Below are 21,239 nucleotides of genomic sequence, written 5' to 3'. Positions count from 1 at the left end.
GGTTGAACTCCGACAGGAGATAAATCGTGAAAGACTTGTTGAAGCTTTTAAAGCCGACGAATCAAGCAGACGAATTTGACGGAATTCGTATTGCTTTGTCTTCGCCAGATATGATCCGTAGTTGGTCGTATGGTGAAGTCAAAAAGCCAGAAACTATTAACTATCGTACGTTCAAACCAGAGCGTGACGGGTTATTCTGTGCGCGTATTTTTGGTCCAGTAAAAGACTACGAATGTTTGTGTGGTAAGTACAAACGTTTGAAACACCGCGGTGTTATTTGTGAGAAGTGTGGCGTTGAAGTCACCTTAACCAAAGTGCGTCGTGAGCGTATGGGTCACATTGAGCTAGCAAGCCCAGTGGCACATATCTGGTTCTTGAAGTCATTGCCATCTCGTATCGGCCTTATGCTGGATATGACCTTGCGTGATATTGAGCGGGTGCTTTACTTTGAATCTTATGTTGTTACCGAAGGCGGTTTAACGTCTTTAGAACAAGGTCAGATTCTGACAGAAGAAGAATACCTAGACGCATTGGAAGAGCATGGCGACGAGTTCGATGCGAAAATGGGTGCCGAAGCGGTACTTGATTTACTGCGAGCTGTCGACATTGACGCTGAAATCCAAACCTTGCGCGAAGAGTTACCAGAAACTAACTCTGAAACCAAGCGTAAGAAAATCAGCAAACGTTTAAAACTGTTAGAAGCCTTCCAAATGTCTGGCAACAAACCAGAATGGATGATTCTGAAAGTACTGCCTGTTCTACCACCAGACTTACGTCCGTTGGTACCATTGGATGGTGGTCGTTTTGCTACGTCTGATTTGAACGACTTGTATCGCCGCGTTATTAACCGTAATAACCGTTTGAAGCGCCTATTAGACTTGGCTGCTCCGGATATTATTGTACGCAACGAAAAACGTATGCTGCAGGAAGCGGTTGATGCCTTATTAGATAACGGTCGTCGTGGTCGTGCTATTACTGGTTCCAACAAACGTCCTCTGAAGTCTTTGGCTGATATGATCAAAGGTAAACAAGGTCGTTTCCGTCAGAACCTGCTGGGTAAACGTGTTGACTACTCAGGTCGTTCGGTTATTACCGTAGGTCCTAAGCTCCGCTTACACCAGTGTGGTCTTCCTAAAAAGATGGCTCTGGAGCTGTTCAAGCCGTTTATCTACGGCAAATTGGAGCGCCGTGGCTTAGCAACAACCATTAAAGCAGCTAAGAAAATGGTTGAGCGCGAAACCGCAGAAGTTTGGGACGTTCTGGATGAGGTCATCAAAGAGCACCCGGTATTGCTTAACCGTGCGCCAACACTTCACCGTTTAGGTATTCAGGCGTTCGAACCGGTACTGATTGAGGGTAAAGCGATTCAGCTACACCCATTGGTCTGTGCGGCATATAACGCCGACTTTGACGGTGACCAAATGGCTGTTCACTTGCCGCTGACGTTGGAAGCTCAGCTAGAAGCGCGTGCGTTGATGATGTCCACCAACAACGTGCTTTCACCAGCAAGTGGTGATCCAATCATCGTGCCTTCTCAGGACGTTGTACTGGGTCTTTATTACATGACCAAAGAGAAGATCAACGGTAAAGGCGAAGGCATGGTCTTCAAGAGCCCGTCTGAAGCTGAAAAAGCTTACCGTAATGGTGATGTAGAACTGCATTCACGCGTTAAAGTACGTATTACGGACACAACCGCTGACGAAGACGGTAACCGTACGACGAAAACTGCGGTACGTGATACCACCGTAGGTCGTGCATTGTTGTCGCTAATTATGCCAGAAGGTTTGCCGTTTGAGCTTATCGATCAGGCTATGGGTAAAAAGCCAATCGCACGTATGCTGAACCAGGCGTATCGTAACCTGGGCTTGAAAGACACGGTTATTTTTGCTGACCAAATCATGTACACCGGTTTCCATTATGCAATGGTTTCAGGCGCATCGGTTGGTATCAACGATATGGTTATTCCTGAAGCGAAGAAAGAAATTGTCGCTGCTGCGGAAGAAGAAGTAGCTGAAATTCAGGAACAGTTCGAGTCTGGCTTGGTAACCGCTGGTGAAAAATACAACAAAGTTATCGATATTTGGTCCACAGCTAACGAGAAAGTCTCGAAAGCGATGATGGATAACTTGTCGAAAGAAGTTGTCACCAATAAAGACGGTAAAGAAGAAGAGCAAGCATCGTTTAACTCTATCTTCATGATGGCTGATTCAGGCGCTCGTGGTAGCCCCGCGCAGATTCGTCAGTTGGCCGGTATGCGTGGTCTGATGGCTAAGCCAGATGGCTCAATCATCGAAACCCCTATCGTTGCGAACTTCCGTGAAGGTTTGAACGTACTCCAGTACTTCATCTCGACGCACGGTGCTCGTAAAGGTCTTGCCGATACCGCATTGAAAACAGCGAACTCAGGCTACCTGACTCGTCGTCTGGTCGATGTTTCTCAAGACGTCGTTATCATGGAAGAAGACTGTGGTACACACGACGGTCTGACAATGAAGCCATTGATTGAAGGTGGTGATGTTGTAGAGCCATTGCGTGAACGTGTTTTAGGTCGTGTTCTATGTGACGACGTTCTTAAGCCAGGTAGCGAAGACGTGCTGTTACCGCGTAATACGCTGCTTGACGAGAAGAATTGCGACATTCTCGAAGAAAACTCTATCGATGAAGTTAAAGTTCGCTCAGTTATTACCTGTGACACAGACTTTGGTGTTTGTGCGCACTGTTACGGTCGTGACTTGGCTCGTGGCCACATGGTTAACCAAGGTGAAGCGGTCGGTGTTATTGCGGCACAGTCAATAGGTGAGCCGGGTACACAGCTGACCATGCGTACCTTCCACATTGGTGGTGCGGCATCGCGTGCAACAGCTGAAAACAGCGTACAGGTTAAAAACTCAGGTAGTATCAAACTGCACAACGCTAAGTGGGTTGTAAACAGCGATAAAGAGCATGTAATTACTTCTCGCTCAACTGAGTTGACACTTATTGACGAATACGGTCGTGAGCGCGAGCGTTATAAAGTGCCTTACGGTGCGGTCTTGAAGAAAGGTGAAGGCGACGCAGTTGAAGGCGGCGAAACCGTTGCTAACTGGGACCCGCATACGCACCCAATCATTACCGAGGTGGAAGGCCGTATCAAATTTGTCGACTTAATTGATGGCGTTACTATGACGCGTCAAACCGACGAGCTCACCGGTCTTTCAAGCATCGTTGTGCTAGAAACAGGTCAGCGTACCAGTGCCGGTAAAGATATGCGTCCAATGGTTAAGCTGGTTGATGGCAAAGGTAACGATGTTAACATCGCCGGTACCGATATCCCTGCGCAATACTTCTTGCCAGGTAACGCAATCATTAACCTTGAAGATAACGCCGAAGTAAAAGTCGGTGATACCTTGGCGCGTATCCCGCAAGAAGGCTCGAAAACTCGAGACATTACCGGTGGTCTTCCGCGTGTTGCTGACTTGTTCGAAGCACGTCGCCCGAAAGAACCTGCGATTCTTGCAGAGAAGACGGGTACGGTCTCGTTCGGTAAGGAAACGAAAGGTAAGCGTCGCTTAATCATCACACCTAACGACGGTGGTGATCAGCACGAAGAAATGATTCCGAAATGGCGTCAGCTTAACGTGTTCGAAGGTGAACAGGTTGAGAAAGGTGAGGTTATTGCTGATGGTCCAGAGGCACCACACGATATCCTGCGTCTGCGTGGCGTAAGCGCTGTAGCGAACTACATTGTGAACGAAGTTCAGGAAGTTTATCGCTTACAGGGTGTTAAAATTAACGATAAGCACATTGAAACGATTGTTCGTCAGATGCTGCGTAAAGCGTTAATTCTGCGCGCAAACGATACCAACTTGCTGGAAGGCGAAATGGTTGAAATGGCGGAAGTCTTGGCAGCGAACGCAAAAGCGGAAGCGGAAGGCAAAACGCCGGCAACCTTCGAACGTCAGCTGTTGGGTATTACCAAAGCGTCACTGTCGACAGAATCGTTCATCTCTGCGGCATCGTTCCAGGAAACAACTCGTGTCCTGACCGAAGCGGCCGTTGGTGGACGCAAAGACAGCCTGCGCGGCTTGAAAGAAAACGTTATTGTGGGTCGATTAATTCCGGCTGGTACTGGTTACTCGTATCACAAAGAGCGTATGCAACGTCGTGTAGAAGAACTGGACGTTGAAGAAGCTCCGACAATGACTGCAGAGCAAGCTGAGCAACAGTTAGCGGACGCTCTTAACGCAGGAAATGAGTCGCCAAAAGACGATTCTGCTGAATAAACAAATACGCTTTTAGCCTATTTGTACAGAAGCCAGTACTGATTATAGTGCTGGCTTCTTTTTTATAACCTTGACAGGTGAAAATATGACCATTAGAATTTCGGCTCCCGATTTTCGGGATCCGGCTTTGTAAGGTCGGAAAAAAGCGATTTTTCACGCACATTGTGCGCGCTAAAAAGCGACATCAACTAAACTAGGAGTAATGAATGGCAACAGTTAATCAGCTGGTGCGTAAAGGCCGTCAAAAGCCCGTTGTGAAGAGCAACGTTCCGGCTCTTGAAGCGTGCCCTCAAAAACGCGGAGTATGTACCCGTGTTTACACCACAACCCCTAAGAAACCGAACTCTGCAATGCGTAAAGTTTGCCGTGTTCGTTTAACCAACGGTTACGAAGTGTCTTCGTACATCGGCGGTGAGGGACATAATTTACAAGAACACTCAGTCGTACTGATCCGTGGCGGTCGTGTAAAAGACTTACCAGGTGTTCGTTATCATACCGTTCGTGGTGCACTTGACTGTTCAGGTGTTAACGATCGTAAACAAGGCCGTTCTAAGTACGGCGCGAAACGGCCTAAGTCTTAACGGTTCTCCGTTAGTAAGGCCAAACTGTAATTCATAAGTTTTGGGTAATACCCTGAATTAATCGGAGAATATTGAGATGCCAAGAAGACGCGTCATAGGTCAACGTAAAATCCTGCCGGATCCTAAGTTCGGATCAGAGTTGTTGGCTAAATTTATTAATGTCGTCATGGTTGACGGCAAAAAAGCAGTCGCTGAAAAGATTATCTACGGTGCACTGGACATCCTGGCAGAGAAGTCAGGTAAAGATCATCTGGACGTTTTTGATGATGCACTAGAAAATGTGCGTCCTACCGTCGAGGTTAAATCTCGTCGCGTTGGTGGTTCTACCTACCAAGTTCCAGTTGAAGTTCGTCCGGTACGTCGTAACGCACTGGCTATGCGCTGGTTAGTTGATGCAGCGCGCACCCGTGGTGAAAAATCAATGTCGCAGCGTCTGGCAGCTGAAATGCTAGATGCATCAGAAAACAAAGGGTCAGCTGTGAAGAAACGTGAAGACGTTCACCGCATGGCTGAAGCAAACAAAGCGTTTGCTCACTATCGCTGGTAAATTCACAGTTAACCTAGAAAGGAGTTTATTGTGGCTCGAGAAACATCAATTGAGCGCTATCGTAATATCGGTATCTGTGCTCACGTAGACGCCGGTAAAACGACGACCACAGAGCGTGTACTTTATTACACGGGTCGTAGTCACAAAATCGGTGAGACTCACGATGGTGCGTCTACAACTGACTGGATGGAGCAAGAGCAGGAACGTGGTATCACTATCACCTCAGCAGCGGTAACAAGCTTCTGGGAAGGTATGGATCGCCAATTCCCTCAACACCGTATCAACATCATCGATACTCCGGGACACGTTGACTTCACTATCGAAGTTGAACGTTCTTTGCGTGTTCTTGATGGTGCTATCGTTGTTTTGTGTGCGTCTTCAGGTGTTCAGCCTCAAACCGAAACGGTTTGGCGTCAGGCGAACAAATACGAAGTACCACGCATGGTATTCGTCAACAAAATGGACCGTGCTGGTGCTGACTTTATGTCAGTAGTCGGCCAAATGAAAACTCGTTTGAATGCGAACGCGGTTCCGATTCAGATTCCAATCGGTGCGGAAGACGAGTTTAAAGGCGTCGTTGACTTGATCAAGATGAAAGCGATCAACTGGAGCGAAGACGACATGGGTATGACATTTACCTATGAAGACGTCCCTGCTGACCTTCAAGATCAAGCCGAAGAACTGCGTACTGAGTTAGTCGAAGCTGCGGCCGAAGCTGACGAAGAGCTTATGGAAAAATACCTGGAAGAAGGTGAGTTAACTGAAGAAGAGATCAAACGCGGTCTTCGTAAAGCGACTTTGGCAAATGAAGTTGTTTTAGTTCAGTGTGGTTCAGCCTTCAAAAACAAAGGTGTTCAGGCAATGCTGGATGCGGTAATCGAGTTCTTACCGTCACCAACCGAAGTTAAGCCTATCACTGGTATTTTGGATGACGATGAAACTGAAGGTGTTCGTAAGTCAGACGACAAAGAACCTTTCTCAGCTTTGGCGTTTAAAATCGCAACCGACCCATTCGTTGGTACCTTAACCTTCGTTCGCGTATACTCAGGTGTGCTTAACCAAGGTGACGGTGTCGTCAACCCTGTTAAGAACAAGAAAGAACGTATCGGCCGTATGGTACAGATGCACGCAAATGACCGTCAGGAAATTAAAGAAGTTCGTGCTGGTGACATTGCTGCACTTATCGGTCTTAAAGACGTGACTACTGGTGACACTTTGTGTGATCCAAACAACAAGATCATTCTTGAGCGTATGGAATTCCCAGAGCCGGTAATCTCGGTTGCTGTTGAACCAAAAACTAAAGCTGACCAAGAAAAAATGGGTATTGCTTTAGGTAAGTTGGCAGCAGAAGATCCGTCGTTCCGTGTTAAAACGGACGAAGAATCCGGCCAAACCATCATCTCAGGTATGGGCGAGCTTCACTTGGATATCATCGTTGACCGTATGAAACGTGAGTTCAAAGTTGAATGTAACGTTGGTCAGCCTCAGGTTGCATACCGTGAAGCCATTCGTAAAGCGGTTGAAGTCGAAGGTAAATTCGTACGTCAATCGGGTGGTCGTGGTCAGTTTGGTCATGTATGGCTGAAACTTGAGCCAATGGCTATCGAAGAAGACGAAAATGGCGATGATATCACTTACGAATTCGTTAACGAAATCGTTGGTGGTGTGGTACCGAAAGAATACATCCCGGCAGTTGACCGCGGTGTAAAAGAGCAAATGGAGCAGGGCGTGTTAGCGGGTTACCCGGTATTGGGCGTTAAAGCGACTCTGTATGACGGCTCTTATCACGACGTTGACTCGTCAGAAATGGCGTTTAAAATCGCTGGTAGCATGGCCTTCAAAAAAGGCGCAATGCAGGCGGACCCAGTACTTCTTGAGCCACTAATGAAGGTGGAAGTAATTACTCCAGAAGAGTCTATGGGTGACGTTGTTGGTGACTTAAACCGTCGTCGTGGCCTCATCGAAGGTATGGACGAAGCGCCAGGTGGTATGAAAGCCGTCAACGCGGTTGTTCCACTGTCTGAAATGTTCGGTTACGCAACTGACTTGCGTTCACAAACTCAGGGTCGTGCATCTTACTCGATGGAGTTCCTGAAGTATGGTGAAGCACCAAACAACATCGCTGAAAAAGTGATGGCTGAGCGTAACACTAAAGATTAAGTAAGGTCTGGTCCGGTCTTACACAGGACCGGGCTTTCAACTTAAATTTGAGGATATATCATGTCTAAAGAAAAATTTGAACGTTCGAAGCCGCACGTAAACGTCGGCACCATTGGTCACGTTGACCACGGTAAAACTACACTAACTGCTGCTATCACAACTGTTTTGGCAAAAGTTTATGGTGGTGCGGCGAAAGACTTCGCAGCCATCGATAACGCGCCAGAAGAGAAAGAGCGTGGTATCACTATTTCAACGTCACACGTTGAATATGACACACCAACTCGCCACTACGCGCACGTAGACTGCCCAGGGCACGCTGACTATGTCAAAAACATGATCACCGGTGCTGCACAGATGGACGGCGCAATCCTTGTTGTAGCGGCAACTGACGGTCCAATGCCACAGACTCGTGAGCACATCCTGTTGTCACGTCAGGTTGGCGTTCCTTACATCGTTGTCTTCATGAACAAATGTGACATGGTTGACGATGAAGAGCTGTTAGAGCTGGTAGAAATGGAAGTTCGTGAGTTGTTGTCAGAGTATGACTTCCCGGGCGACGACCTGCCAGTAATCCAGGGCTCAGCACTGAAAGCGCTGGAAGGCGACGAAGAGTGGGCGAAGAAAATTGTTGAGCTAGCAGACGCGCTTGACAACTACATCCCAGAGCCAGAGCGTGACATCGATAAGCCATTCATCATGCCAATCGAAGACGTATTCTCGATTTCAGGTCGTGGTACAGTTGTTACCGGTCGTGTCGAGCGCGGTATCGTCAACACTGGCGACGAGTGTGAAATCGTTGGTATGAAAGAAACGCAAAAAACCACTGTTACAGGTGTTGAAATGTTCCGTAAGCTGCTTGACGAAGGTCGTGCAGGTGAGAACATCGGCGCCTTGTTGCGTGGTACTAAGCGTGACGAAGTTGAGCGTGGCCAGGTATTGGCGAAGCCAGGTACAATTACTCCGCATACTAAGTTCGAAGCGGAAGTTTACGTACTGAGCAAAGACGAAGGTGGCCGTCACACGCCATTCTTCAAAGGCTATCGTCCACAGTTCTACTTCCGTACAACTGACGTAACGGGCGCAGTAGAATTGCCGGAAGGCGTAGAAATGGTTATGCCAGGCGACAACCTGAAGTTCGTTGTAGAGCTGATTGCTCCAATCGCAATGGATGAAGGTTTGCGTTTTGCAATCCGTGAAGGTGGTCGTACTGTAGGTGCAGGTGTTGTATCTAAGATCATCGACTAATACGGTTTCAGTATCGTATACAGAGCCCGGCTTTATGCCGGGCTTTTTTATGGCTGTTGAACGGCTCGTCTTTACAGTTCTTGACATTCAAGCCTCAAAAGTGAAAGATGAAATGTCATGATCGTTATTAAAAACCGTAAAGTGTGGGGCTTTTGAGTCGTTTTTTACTGCTTTTCGCAGCATTATTCTACAGTGGTGTTTTAGCAGCACAGACAAAGGTCTATGTTGCGGCTTACGACTACCCGCCCTATTTTTCCGACATTCTGGAAACCGATTTAACCCGAGAGCTGGTTAGGCGCCTTAATGAGCATCAGGACAATTATGAATTCATCATAGAGGTGATACCCCCATCTGGGCGTTATGAAGCGCTAAGCGCCGGTGGTTGCTGCGATGTTATATTTTTTGAGTCGCCGAGCTGGGGCTGGCGAAATCATGACGTAGAAATTGAAGCAACTTTCCCATTAGTTCGTGGAGAGGAGCGGTTGGTAGCAGCTAAGAAAGCTGGTAGAACACAATCATTCTTTAGCAGTTATGAAGGCAAACGGTTTGCTGGCGTTAAAGGTTATCATTATTTAATTGCCGGAGAACTGAAAGCATCTGACGAGCTCAAACAAGAGTATACGGTTTACCTCGCCGACTCCAGAATAACGAATATTCGAATGGTTTTAGGTGGTCGAGTTGACCTAACCACGGTTAACGACGAGTTATTGGCAGCGTTGGACGGTTCTCAGCAAATTAAAGTGGAAAACTTATTGCTGGCCGAGAGTACCGACTTTCAGTACGAACTTCACTTACTGGTTGGGCCTTCTAAAAAAATTGAAGCATCAACGTTACAGCGGATGTTGAGTGAATTAGGCCGAAAGGGTGAAATTGATCGGCTTTTCCGACGCTTTAATATGGAACGATTCCAGCTATATCGGCCGTCGACAATTCGCTAGCAACTAATAAACACTTAAGCCCAGTTTGTTGGCAACTTCCCGTACCATAAACATCCCGCGAGCACTGTTTCCAAACTCGTTTAAACGAGGGCTCCAGGCAGAGATTACGCCGAAATCCGGTACTACAGCAACAATGCCACCACCGACTCCGCTTTTCGCCGGTACGCCAACGGTAAACGCGAACTCGCCGCTTTGGTCATACATACCACTGGTGGAAAGAAGTGCATTAATGCGCTGTGAATCACGTTTGGACATAATTTGTTTTTTCGAGAACGGGCAAACCCCGTCATTTGCCAAAAACGTAAACGACCGAGCCAAGTTTTCGCACGACATAGAAAGCGCGCACTGCCAGAAGTAGTGATCGAGCAACTCTTCAACGTCAGAATCGATGTTGCCGAAGCTTTTCATCAAGTGGGCTAATGCCGCGTTGCGGTGTCCGTGATCTTTCTCTGATTCATGTACTTCATGGTCAGCGTACACGGCTTCATTGCCACAAAGACTGCGTACCAAGCTTAGAACAGCATTTTTACTTGCCGAGTAATGGCTAACAAGGACATCGCTGATCAAAATAGCACCAGCGTTAATCATCGGGTTACGAGGTATACCTTTTTCCCATTCAAGCTGCACAATTGAATTAAAAGCCTGACCCGAAGGCTCCATTTTCACACGATGCCATAATTCATCTCCAAGTCGCTCCATGGCCAGCATAAGACCGAAAATTTTTGAAACGGATTGAATAGAAAATTGGGTTTGGGTATCGCCAACAGTGAAAGTTTCGCCATCAAGTGTTGTCAGTGTCAGTGCGCACTGCTCAGGGTCAACCGCAGCAAGGGCGGGAATATAATCCGCCACCTTGCCGGTTTTTATTGTCATCGCCTGCTCGTAAATGTCCTGTAACAGGCGGGTTAAGTCGTCAGGCGCATGTATGTGCTGCCCGCCGCTGACAATATCACGCGTCAAGAGGGTGCTCCCGATGCGTTATTGTTGCGAGCCTTTCTCGTATATCTTGAGGTAGCTTCACTGAACACTCCTTCTGATAATCGAAATAAACTAACACTGACTTACCTTTAGCGCACTGCTTGTCTTTTTGCCAAACTTCGGTGGTAATATCAAATGAGCTACCCCCCATTCTGGTGACGTAAGTATTTACCGTAACTGGGCTACCAAAGTAAATGGGAAACAAATAGTCCACCTCCAGTCGCGCAACAATTAGGCTTTGAGTTTCCGGCGACATTTCACCGAAAAATTCGAATATTGGCAGTCGGCCAGTCTCAATCCAGCCGGGTATGACCGTGTTGTTTACGTGACCTAGCGCGTCAGTTTCATAAAATCGAACTTTAAAGTCTTCCGATAACATACTGCTTCCTTTTATTTTAGCATCGGCTTTAAGAAACGGGCCGTATGCGATTGTTTGTTCTCACAAATGGCTTCCGGTGTACCCTCGCAGAGTATCTCGCCGCCGCCGGAACCGCCTTCAGGACCAAGATCAATAATCCAATCGGCTGTCTTAATAACATCTAAGTTATGCTCAATAACAACCACGGTATTGCCATGATCGCGCAGGCGATGAATGACGGCCAGTAACTGTTTTATGTCGTGGAAATGCAAACCCGTCGTTGGTTCGTCCAAAATATACAGTGTCTTACCGGTGTCGCGCTTGGACAGCTCGCGCGACAGCTTAACACGCTGTGCCTCGCCACCTGAGAGCGTGGTTGCTGATTGGCCTAAGCGAACGTAGGATAACCCGACATCCATGAGTGTTTGCAGCTTACGTGCAATGGCTGGAATTGGGTCGAAGAACTCACGTGCGTCTTCAATCGTCATTTCCAGCACTTCATGAATGTTTTTGCCTTTGTACTGAATTTCCAGCGTCTCACGGTTGTAACGTTTGCCCTTACAAATATCACAAGGCACATAGACATCTGGCAGGAAGTGCATTTCAACTTTAATAACGCCATCACCCTGACATGCTTCACAGCGGCCACCGCGCACGTTAAAGCTAAAGCGGCCAGGTTTATAGCCACGCGCTCGTGCTTCAGGAACACCAGCGAAAAGCTCGCGAATAGGCGTGAATATGCCGGTATACGTTGCCGGGTTTGACCGTGGCGTTCGGCCAATCGGGCTTTGGTCGATATCAACAACCTTATCCAAATACTGGAAACCGTCGACGCTTTCATAAGGTGACGGAACATCGGCTGTTGCGCCATTGAGCTCCCGGTGCGCAATTTTAAATAAGGTGTCATTGACCAATGTTGATTTACCTGAGCCTGAGACCCCAGTCACACACGTCATAACGCCCAGCGGCAATTTCATAGTGACATTTTTAAGGTTATTACCACTAGCACCCTTTATGACGAGCTGACGGTCATCGGCTTTATGTCGCTCTGCAGGCACATCAATCACTTTACGACCAGACAGGTAATCCCCGGTTAGCGAGTCCTTACTTTCAATGATATCGTCAACGTTGCCCTGAGCGATAATCTCACCACCATGAACACCGGCACCCGGACCTATGTCAATGACATGATCAGACTGACGAATTGCGTCTTCATCGTGTTCTACGACAATAACCGTGTTACCTAAGTCTCTCAGGTGCGTCAGGGTATTTAACAAGCGTTCGTTGTCACGCTGGTGTAAACCAATACTGGGTTCATCAAGAACGTACATAACACCGACTAAGCCGGCACCAATTTGGCTGGCCAGGCGAATTCGCTGAGCTTCGCCGCCGGACAAGGTTTCCGCACTGCGAGACAAGCTCAAATAGTTAAGGCCCACGTTCACCAAAAAACGCAGTCGGTCGTTAATTTCTTTCAGTATTTTTTCGGCTATCTGAGCACGCTGACCTTCCAAGTCTAATTGCTGGAAGAAAGCCATGGCGTCGCCAATAGACTGTTCGACAACTTCCGGTAAGGTGACATTGTTAATGAATACGTGGCGTGCTTCGGTGCGCAGGCGAGTACCATGACAACTTTTACAAGGTTGTGTTGCAACGTACTTCGACAACTCTTCGCGAACTGCTTGAGATTCAGTTTCGCGATAGCGGCGCTGCATGTTTGGAATAATGCCTTCGAAAGCATGTTCGCGGACGACTTTATCGCCGCGGTCATTCATATAAGTAAATTTTATCTCTTCTTTTCCGCTGCCGAACAGAATGATATTCCGAATATCTTCCGGTAAGTCTTTAAAGGGCTCAGACAGCTTAAATCCATAATGCTTCGCCAGTGACTGCAGCATTTGGTAGTAATAAAAGTTACGTTTGTCCCAGCCACGAATAGCCCCACCGGTTAAGGAAATCTCGTCGTTAACGATGACCTTTTTCGGGTCAAAAAACTGCTCAACGCCTAAACCGTCGCACGTGGTACAAGCCCCCGCTGGGTTATTGAATGAGAACAGGCGAGGCTCCAACTCCTGCATACTGTATCCACAATGCGGACAGGCGAAGTTCGCCGAGAACACTAAGGTGTCTCCGTCGCCTTCCATAGGAGCAACCAGCGCCGTACCACCACTTAACTCTAAAGCGGTTTCAAAAGACTCGGCTAAGCGTTGCTCTAAACCTTCGCGAACTTTAAAACGGTCTACAACCACTTCAATGGTGTGCTTTTTCTGCAGTTCTAATGGCGGAGGATCACTTAAGTCGCAAATTTCACCGTCGATACGTGCGCGAATAAAGCCCTGTAAAGCGAGGTTTTCTAGAACTTTTAAATGCTCGCCTTTGCGGTTTTGAATAATGGGCGCTAATAACATGCGCTTCTCGCCTTCTGGCGCATCAAGCACTTTGTCGACCATTTGCGAGACCGTTTGTGCAGCCAGTGCCACGTCATGCGTTGGACAACGTGGCTCACCAACGCGTGCGTACATTAAGCGCAAATAGTCATAAATTTCAGTAATAGTACCCACAGTTGAACGTGGGTTATGCGACGTCGACTTTTGCTCGATGGAAATAGCAGGAGACAGACCTTCAATACTATCTACATCGGGTTTTTCCATCAGCGATAAGAACTGGCGCGCGTAGGCCGACAATGACTCGACGTAACGGCGCTGACCCTCTGCATAGAGTGTATCGAAAGCTAACGACGACTTACCAGAGCCGGATAAGCCGGTGATGACAATAAGTTTGTCACGGGGTATCGTCAGATTGAAATTTTTCAGGTTGTGCGTGCGCGCACCGCGTACTTCAATGTTTTCCATAATTCCCGTCTGTTTTTCAGCAAATCTTCAACTTGTAGGAAGTCGACGACAAAACGCCATTATCGCACAGTGTGTGCCTTCTGGTACAATATCCGCATGATTCATTCTGATACTAGCGCAAACGCAGTAACATGACGCAACACTCATTAAATAAGACCGAACGTAAAGCCGCATTCTCGCTGGCGTCCGTATTTGGTATACGGATGTTAGGGCTGTTTTTGATCATGCCGGTATTGGCGGTTTACGCACAAGCCTATCCGGATTATTCACCATTGCTGGTTGGTATTGCATTAGGTGCTTATGGTCTGACCCAAGCGTTGCTGCAAATTCCATTAGGTATGGCGTCCGACCGTATTGGTCGAAAGCCCATTATTATCGGTGGCTTAGTGGTGTTCGTGCTGGGTAGTATTGTTGCAGCATTAGCCGATAGTTTGGTGATGGTGAGTGTCGGTCGTGCGCTGCAAGGCGTTGGCGCGATAGCTGCTGCTATTTTGGCGTTGGCGGCGGACTTATCGCGTGACGAGCAACGACCGAAAGTCATGGCTATTATTGGTATGTGTATTGGCTTGGCGTTTGCCGTCTCGTTGGTTGTCGGACCGTTGCTTGGCGGTGTTATTGGTTTGTCAGGGCTTTTCTGGTTTACGGCTGCAACCGGAGTGTTGGGTATTGTTGTGCTGGTTATGAGTGTGCCTCAAGTGGTAACGACCTCAGCGAAACGGGAGTCTCTGCCGGTGGCTTCCGAGCTGAAAAAGCTCTTAAAGCATAAACAGCTTTGGTGCCTGAATACCGGTATTTTTGTACTGCACGCCATTTTAACGGCCTGGTTTGTGACGATTCCCACTCAACTGCAAAGTGCGGGGTTTGAGAGTCAAACACACGCTTGGTTTTATTTGCCGACACTGGCCGCGTCAGTTGCATTGATGGTGCCAATGATTATTCGAAGTTCGCGCAATAACAGTTCAGTCCAATGGTTGCGTGCGTCTATCGCTATTTTAATTTTGTCATTGGCTGCGGTGTTTTATGCTGGTGAATCAGCAGTTTGGCTGGTCGCGGCGTTGGTGGTTTTCTTCACTGGCTTTAACTTTATTGAAGCCAGCTTGCCGTCGCTACTAACACGTATAGCGCCTGCCGGGAGTAAAGGCAGTGCGAGTGGCATCTATTCAACCAGCCAGTTTTTAGGCGCATTTGTCGGCGGTGTTGCAGGCGGTTGGGTCTTACAAAACTATCAGACATCGGGCATTGTGATATTCTGTTTGATCTTGCTACTATGTTGGTTGGTTATCAGCTTCATAATGAAGAACCCAGACAGTGTTACCAGCTTGTCAGTATCAACGCCAAACCTTACGAAAGACAAAGCCGTAAGCCTAAGTGAGCAGTTACTAACCGTTGCTGGTGTAAAAGAGGCGCGCTGGGTCGAAGACGATCAGGCAACGTATTTAAAAGTCGATAAAAAAGCGTACGATGAAAAAGCAGTGAATGAACTGCTCGGTGCATTAAGAACAGGAGAGTAAAATGGCCAGCCGCGGTGTGAATAAAGTAATTCTAATTGGTAACCTGGGTGCGGACCCGGAAGTGCGTTATACCCAGAACAGCACAGCGATAGCCAACCTATCTATTGCGACCAGTGAAACCTGGAAAGACAAGCAAACCGGAGAGCCGCGCGAGCAAACTGAATGGCACCGTTGTGTGGCGTATCGTCGTCTGGCGGAAATTGCGGGTGAATACCTGAAAAAAGGCTCTAAAGTGTATGTCGAAGGACGTTTGCAAACACGCAAATGGACCGGTCAGGATAACGTAGAGCGTTACACGACTGAAATCGTTATCAACGAAATGCAGATGCTTGATTCTCGTGGTGGTCCTCAAGGTGGCCCGCAGGGCGGACCTCCTCAAGGCCAGGGTTATGGTGGCGGACAACAAGGTGGGTACGGCGGTCAGCAACAACGCCCGGCACCACAACCGTCTCAACAGAGCCAACAGCCTCAGCAGAAGCCTGCTGAACCAGCACCGTTTTCACCTGATACGGATTTTGACGACGATATTCCCTTCTGAATGGCATAAAGTTAGTAGTGTTAAGTTAAAAAGGCTCCTGAAGGGGCCTTTTGTGTTATTAAGACGTTAGACTTTACTTGTCAGCGCGCTGTTTTCACTCTAAATTTGTCAGTATGAAACTGATAATACAATTTCTGTTTACCTTATTTATATCACTCGCGTTGGCGCCTATCGTCATTGCTGAAGATAATACCATTTCTATAGAAGAGCTGGAAAAGCTACCGCCGTTTCCCCCAAAGTTCGATACGCTGAGCTACCTTGAAAGAGTCAACTGGATTAACGAGCGACTTAATGAAGATATTAATGCGGCAGAGGAGTACCGACTGCAACGAGAGCTTGCCTATCAGTACTATTTCAATGGTGAACCCAAGTTAACTAATGCAATTTGTCAGTCGCATACACCTCAGGGGTTCGACCTTTATTATCGGCACTTGTGCGTATCTGCGGAAGACTTGAATTACGAGCAACGAGTTGAAGCCTATTTAAATTTACATGAGAACGCGATGGAGCAGGGGGCTGTTCAGTTTGCGGTTGAAACACTCTCCGAGTTGGGCTGGCTTCAATCGAGTAAAGGTAATATTAGACAAGCATTCCAGACCTTTGAAAGGGCGTTAGAGTTGGGGGAAGACCAACGAGTTAACTGGCCTGTTTTAAACATGGTGATGCAAAACACGGCAACGCTTTACATTATGTATGGTGATGCAGAGTATCGACAAAAAGGCCTGAAGCTACATAAAGAGGTTTTAAAACGCACAAAAGAACTAAGAGATGACAACCAGCTACCGCCAGAGCAGGCACAATACGCCATTGACTTAACTCACTTTAACCTGGGTGTTGCTAACACATTACATGAGCGAGACTATGAAGCCGCTCTCGACTGGTTCGGAAAAGTAAATCTACAGCAGTCGGAACAGGCTAAATCCACTCTTGTTTTTTCAGCGTTAGCGGCTGTTGAATTAGGAAAGCTGGAACTTGCAGAAAATTACCTCGATCAGTCTTCTCAACTAGCAGGTTCTAATCCAGTGGTTGAGCGTTACCTTGCTTGCTATCAGCAGCTGGTGAGTCTTCAGTTGAATAATCGAGGTGATATACCCGCTTGTCATAACCTGCACTCGGACACTCAATTAGAAGTAAAGCTCGACGTTTATAAGCGCATGTCTGAACTGGAACAGGGAGACCTGCGTGCTAAAGGACAAGCGTATTTCTATGAACTGTATAAAAGCACCCTGCAAGACCAATTAAAACAAAGCAGTAGCGCGGTGGCATCGAATGCGGAGCTGAGCCGTTTGCAACTGGAATCAACTTTACAAAAAGAATTACTTGAAAAAGAAGAGCTTCTAAAAGAAGCCGAGCGTGAACGACGAGAAACCCAGTCGAACCTCATGTATGCCATTATCGCTATTTTTATACTTGTAGTCGTTTTTGGTTTGCTGCAAATACGTCAGAAGTTGCGTCAAGCGAAGCGTTTTAAAGCATTAAGTCAAAGAGACTCGCTGACCGGATTGCACAACCGAATGTACTTTGAGCGTCGCATTCAAAGAGCGCTTGATGCGGTGAATTTGGCAAACCGCGAAGAAGATAATAAAAGCATAGCGGTTTATCTGTTTGACATCGATTATTTCAAGAAGTTGAATGACTCCTATGGTCATGACGTTGGCGATGAGGTGTTAAAAGAATTTGCCCGTCGCGTCACGCACGCACTAAGAGAGCAGGATATGCTTGTGCGCTGGGGCGGTGAAGAGTTTCTAGTGGTTGCAAAAGTCGATGACGAGGATGATTTTTATAACCTTGCCCAGCGAATACACTTGGCTGTGAGTCAGCACCCATTCATAGTGACGAATGGTATAGAGCTTCCGGTCACCTGTACCGTCGGTGGAATTATTTGTCCGTACTTAGCCGATGTTGAACAGGTACCACAGTGGCGCATCCTAGTGCAATTGGCAGATACAGCCATGTACTATGGTAAATCACAAGGACGCAATCGTTGGGTGTGCATTAGTGAAATACCGTCAAAAGAAGTGGAAGAGCAGGTGCTTAACGACGGATTTAAAACGCTCGATAAGCACCAGGGTGTGAAACTGAAAACATCAAACGACGAGTAACCCGTTAATCGTTTAATCCAAACTGCTCGACCACCTTGTCAAAATATGCCAGGTTCTGCTTGGCGTATTCACGCTTCTCAACATAACGGCCTGGGAAAAAGTTCTTTTTAAAGCCGTACGCAACAATGTCTTTTAAACGCTTCAATGAAATATCGAAATTATCGAGCGCTAATTGGTACTCGTTACTGACCGTAGTGCGTGACACTAAGCGGTTGTCGGTACATATAATGGTGGCTAAGCGGTTATCCAGCATGTGCTTAAAGTTGTGGTTTTTGATATCGCCAATCGCTGGGTTTGTCTGCAGGTTACTCGTCAGGCAAACCTCCACCGCAATGCGCCGGTCAGCAATATAAGATGCCAAGCTTTCGCCGTAGGCTTTTGGATCCTCGATGGACGGATCTTCGGTCATTTCAGGCGAGAACAGTGAGTACCCGTGGCCCAATCGGTCTGCATGGCATTTAGTTAAAGCTTCAAAAATACTCTCCGCGCCATAGGCTTCACCCGCATGCACGGTTTTCAGTAAAAAGTTTTCGTGCGCGTATTCGTACACGTCTTTAAATTCTCCGGCGGGGTAACCAATTTCCTGACCCGCAATATCCAATCCGACAATGGGCATACCTTCTTCGTTGCGCATGCGAACGCTGGCGCGCACTAAATCCATCGCCGCCGTCTTAATTACTTGCATCGGTTCAAAGTCGCGCATTAACTGAAATATTTGCGTGTAATAGGGTGAAAAGCCCTTTTTGCCGAACATGCGCATGGCGCAGTTGATAATGCCGTAGTCAAACGGAGGCTTATCGCCGTTTTTGACGTCCGAGCGATTGTTGTACTCTTTCTTGGCGCGCGACAAGCCGTCATTAACCACGTGCATAATGGTATCGAAAGTAACGCCCTTACTCGGATCCATCAGTAGCTGCGGTGCAAACCGAACCTCTATGTAATTAACGCCTTCTTCCTGATTATCAACCGCCAATTCATAAGAGGCTTGCTCTAAGTTTTCAAGGTCACGCAGCACCGCGCAGGTATACTGAAAGCCGTTGAGATATTCACCCAAATTGTTGTAGTGCGACTTAAATACCTTTTCGAACAAGCCTTCTTCAGTATAGCTGGGAAGTTCAATACCCGAGCGCTTTGCCATATCGACAAGGCTACTGGCACGTAAGCTACCGTCTAAGTGCAGGTGCAAGTCGGCCTTGGGAATGGCTTTGATAAATTCGGGGGAGTAGTGCATGGGAAGAGCTCCTGAATTACGTTGCTTTGTCACATTTTGGCATAAAATCGTGCTAATCTCTGCATCAATTCCGACAGCTTATTAAAAATAACAAGAACAGAAATGGCTTCACTTTATTTCACCTACTCCGCCATGAATGCGGGCAAAAGCACGTCCTTACTGCAAGTCGCGCATAATTATGAAGAGCGCGGTCAACATGTACTGTTGATGACGCCGGCGGTCGATGACCGCGCAGGGCACGGAAAAATAGCCTCGCGTTTAGGTATCGATCGCAAAGCGTTGTCTTTTACGCATAAGTGCGACTTAACCCAGCTTGTTCGACAGGAACACAAACGTAAAGCTATTGACTGCGTCTTGATTGACGAGGCGCAGTTTTTAACCGAGCAACAAGTTTGGCAATTGACGACCCTGACTGATACCGACGACATTCCAGTCATGTGTTATGGCATCCGGACCGACGCTTTTGGTAGCGCATTTCCGGGCAGTGCGGTGTTATTGGCGGTTGCTGACAAGCTGGTGGAGATGAAGACCATTTGTCATTGCGGGCGCAAAGCCACGATGTCGTTACGAGTTGACGAGCAGGGTAATGCCGTGCGCATGGGGCAGCAAATAGCCATAGGCGGTAATGATCGCTACGTGTCTTGTTGCCGAAAGCACTGGAAAGAGGCCATGCAGCTGCGCTAACAAGCGACGGAATAATACGCTACAATAGGGCATCATTTTTCAGTGGCGTATGACTATGCAAACTTTCACCATTCCAACTCCCGATGACTGGCACTTGCACCTGCGTGACGAGGCGATGTTAGCAACCACCGTACCGGCTTCCGCGGTGGTGTTTAACCGCGCCGTTATTATGCCCAACCTGGTTCCGCCGGTAACAACCGTTGAAGCAGCGATGGCTTATCGTGAGCGCATACTAAAGCAGCTGCCGGAAGGGCAAACGTTTCAGCCTATGATGGCGCTTTACCTTACCGCTGAAACCACACCCGAACTGGTTGCCGAAGCGGCTGCAAACGAGCATATCATTGGCTTTAAACTGTATCCGTCCGGGGCAACAACCAATTCGGCGGCCGGAGTTAAGTCGGTTGAAGCGCTGGCACCAGTGTTAGAAGCCATGCAGCAACACGAGGTGCCGCTGTTGGTGCACGGCGAAGTAACAGACGCTGACGTGGATATTTTCGATCGTGAAAAAGTCTTTATTGACCGCCATTTACGGCCTATTACTGAAAAGTTTCCCCAATTGCGTTTGGTACTGGAACATATTACCACCGCAGACGCTGTCGCCTTTGTTGAAGAGTCGTCTGATTATGTTGCTGCAACGATGACGCCGCAGCATTTGCTGATGAACCGCAATGACTTGTTGGTGGGCGGTGTTCGTCCACATAATTATTGCCTGCCTATTTTAAAGCGCCGTTCTCACCAAATGGAGCTGCAACGAGCCGCCTTATCGGGGAACCCTAAATTCTTTTTGGGAACCGACTCTGCACCACATACTCAGGATAAAAAAGAAACGGCTTGTGGATGCGCTGGTTGTTACTCGGCGCCGGCCGCTATTGAACTCTATGCTGAGTTTTTCGATGCGCATGGCGCGCTGGATAAGCTGGCCGATTTCGCGAGTGGCTTTGGTGCAGACTTTTACCGTATGCCCAGAAATACCGGTGAACTGACTTTAGTGAAAGACCAATGGCAGGTGCCGGCAACGGTGGATACCGCAAATGGGCCTATGGTGCCGTATTGGGCCGGCGAAACGTTGAACTGGAAAGTAGAGCGTTAGTAGCGGCAGACCCTAGAAAAACGGGTTATGACATTAGTTATATTTGTGTAGGTGCAGTGCATTTTATAATGTGCTTTACAACGATTCTGATAAGATGTTGTAAAAATAATTAAAAGGTGTTGCCGGGTGTTTGGATTTACGCAACAGAAACAAAATGCTCAT

15 protein-coding genes are annotated in these 21,239 nt (G+C 47.6%); 11 read left to right on the top strand and 4 right to left on the bottom strand.

The genetic code is table 11. The features are described 5' to 3' along the window. The first annotated feature begins 26 nt into the window (after window positions 1–26). The 6 genes from rpoC (at window position 27) to EST55_RS05520 (ending at window position 9,733) form a co-directional block, all read left to right on the top strand. The gene (gene rpoC / locus EST55_RS05545; RefSeq protein WP_129496773.1) at window positions 27–4,262 is read left to right on the top strand and encodes a DNA-directed RNA polymerase subunit beta'; all 4,236 of its coding nucleotides are present in this window, start codon (window positions 27–29) and stop codon (window positions 4,260–4,262) included. Window positions 4,263–4,468: 206 nt separating this feature from the next. Further along, a complete protein-coding gene (gene rpsL, locus EST55_RS05540) occupies window positions 4,469–4,843 on the top strand; it encodes a 30S ribosomal protein S12 (protein ID WP_006956845.1) in 375 nt (124 codons plus the stop codon). 76 nt (window positions 4,844–4,919) lie between these two features. Beyond that, window positions 4,920–5,390, top strand: a complete 471-nt coding sequence (rpsG, locus tag EST55_RS05535) for a 30S ribosomal protein S7 (RefSeq protein WP_088769007.1) — start codon at window positions 4,920–4,922, stop codon at window positions 5,388–5,390. 30 nt (window positions 5,391–5,420) lie between these two features. Further along, window positions 5,421–7,550, top strand: a complete 2,130-nt coding sequence (gene fusA / locus EST55_RS05530; protein ID WP_129496772.1) for an elongation factor G — start codon at window positions 5,421–5,423, stop codon at window positions 7,548–7,550. Between the two features lie 60 nt (window positions 7,551–7,610). Continuing rightward, entirely contained in the window at window positions 7,611–8,795 is a 1,185-nt protein-coding gene (tuf, locus tag EST55_RS05525) for an elongation factor Tu (protein WP_088769004.1), read from the top strand. 152 nt (window positions 8,796–8,947) lie between these two features. Beyond that, a complete protein-coding gene (locus EST55_RS05520; RefSeq protein ID WP_240665253.1) occupies window positions 8,948–9,733 on the top strand; it encodes an amino acid ABC transporter substrate-binding protein in 786 nt (261 codons plus the stop codon). A gap of 3 nt (window positions 9,734–9,736) precedes the next feature. Here the strand turns inward: EST55_RS05520 and glsA are convergent, their stop codons facing one another. The 3 genes from glsA to uvrA are packed head-to-tail and all read right to left on the bottom strand — an operon-like array spanning window position 9,737 to window position 13,921. Further along, on the bottom strand, window positions 9,737–10,693 hold the full coding sequence (gene glsA / locus EST55_RS05515; protein WP_129496771.1) for a glutaminase A: 957 nt from the start codon (window positions 10,691–10,693) through the stop codon (window positions 9,737–9,739). After that, window positions 10,683–11,090, bottom strand: a complete 408-nt coding sequence (locus EST55_RS05510) for a thioesterase family protein (protein WP_129496770.1) — start codon at window positions 11,088–11,090, stop codon at window positions 10,683–10,685. Before EST55_RS05510 ends, glsA begins: the two co-directional genes overlap by 11 nt. Window positions 11,091–11,101: 11 nt before the next feature. Next, entirely contained in the window at window positions 11,102–13,921 is a 2,820-nt protein-coding gene (uvrA, locus tag EST55_RS05505; protein ID WP_129496769.1) for an excinuclease ABC subunit UvrA, read from the bottom strand. Between the two features lie 131 nt (window positions 13,922–14,052). On the opposite strand from uvrA, the gene EST55_RS05500 reads away from it, so the two are divergent. The 3 genes from EST55_RS05500 to EST55_RS05490 all read left to right on the top strand — a co-directional run bounded on the left by EST55_RS05500 (window position 14,053) and on the right by EST55_RS05490 (window position 18,072). Next, a complete protein-coding gene (locus tag EST55_RS05500) occupies window positions 14,053–15,432 on the top strand; it encodes an MFS transporter (protein ID WP_129496768.1) in 1,380 nt (459 codons plus the stop codon). A 1-nt stretch (window position 15,433) separates the two neighbouring features. Further along, a complete protein-coding gene (gene ssb, locus EST55_RS05495; RefSeq protein ID WP_088768993.1) occupies window positions 15,434–15,970 on the top strand; it encodes a single-stranded DNA-binding protein in 537 nt (178 codons plus the stop codon). A 113-nt stretch (window positions 15,971–16,083) separates the two neighbouring features. Next, window positions 16,084–18,072 (top strand): GGDEF domain-containing protein, encoded by a 1,989-nt coding sequence (locus tag EST55_RS05490; protein ID WP_129496767.1) that lies wholly within the window; start codon window positions 16,084–16,086, stop codon window positions 18,070–18,072. A 4-nt stretch (window positions 18,073–18,076) separates the two neighbouring features. On the opposite strand, the gene EST55_RS05485 is transcribed toward EST55_RS05490, so the two are convergent. Then, window positions 18,077–19,303, bottom strand: coding sequence for an adenosine deaminase family protein (locus EST55_RS05485; protein ID WP_129496766.1), 1,227 nt, complete (start codon window positions 19,301–19,303; stop codon window positions 18,077–18,079). 102 nt (window positions 19,304–19,405) lie between these two features. Between EST55_RS05485 and EST55_RS05480 the strand changes: the two genes are divergently transcribed. Next, window positions 19,406–19,987, top strand: a complete 582-nt coding sequence (locus EST55_RS05480) for a thymidine kinase (RefSeq protein ID WP_129496765.1) — start codon at window positions 19,406–19,408, stop codon at window positions 19,985–19,987. Window positions 19,988–20,042: 55 nt separating this feature from the next. After that, a complete protein-coding gene (gene pyrC, locus EST55_RS05475; protein WP_100690864.1) occupies window positions 20,043–21,077 on the top strand; it encodes a dihydroorotase in 1,035 nt (344 codons plus the stop codon). Window positions 21,078–21,239: the final 162 nt, after the last annotated feature.

Source organism: Idiomarina sp. 29L (assembly GCF_004123135.1).
Lineage (GTDB): Bacteria > Pseudomonadota > Gammaproteobacteria > Enterobacterales > Alteromonadaceae > Idiomarina.
Note: the sequence above shows the minus strand (reverse complement) of the source record. Positions and strands in the feature narration are given on the sequence as shown.

Coding starts and splice junctions, on each gene's coding strand:
- rpsL (WP_006956845.1), top strand. CDS start 4,469: ATGGCAACAGTTAATCAGCTGGTGCGTAAAGGCCGTCAAAAGCCCGTT.
- rpsG (WP_088769007.1), top strand. CDS start 4,920: ATGCCAAGAAGACGCGTCATAGGTCAACGTAAAATCCTGCCGGATCCT.
- tuf (WP_088769004.1), top strand. CDS start 7,611: ATGTCTAAAGAAAAATTTGAACGTTCGAAGCCGCACGTAAACGTCGGC.
- EST55_RS05510 (WP_129496770.1), bottom strand. CDS start 11,090: ATGTTATCGGAAGACTTTAAAGTTCGATTTTATGAAACTGACGCGCTA.
- uvrA (WP_129496769.1), bottom strand. CDS start 13,921: ATGGAAAACATTGAAGTACGCGGTGCGCGCACGCACAACCTGAAAAAT.
- EST55_RS05500 (WP_129496768.1), top strand. CDS start 14,053: ATGACGCAACACTCATTAAATAAGACCGAACGTAAAGCCGCATTCTCG.
- ssb (WP_088768993.1), top strand. CDS start 15,434: ATGGCCAGCCGCGGTGTGAATAAAGTAATTCTAATTGGTAACCTGGGT.
- EST55_RS05490 (WP_129496767.1), top strand. CDS start 16,084: ATGAAACTGATAATACAATTTCTGTTTACCTTATTTATATCACTCGCG.
- EST55_RS05485 (WP_129496766.1), bottom strand. CDS start 19,303: ATGCACTACTCCCCCGAATTTATCAAAGCCATTCCCAAGGCCGACTTG.
- EST55_RS05480 (WP_129496765.1), top strand. CDS start 19,406: ATGGCTTCACTTTATTTCACCTACTCCGCCATGAATGCGGGCAAAAGC.
- pyrC (WP_100690864.1), top strand. CDS start 20,043: ATGCAAACTTTCACCATTCCAACTCCCGATGACTGGCACTTGCACCTG.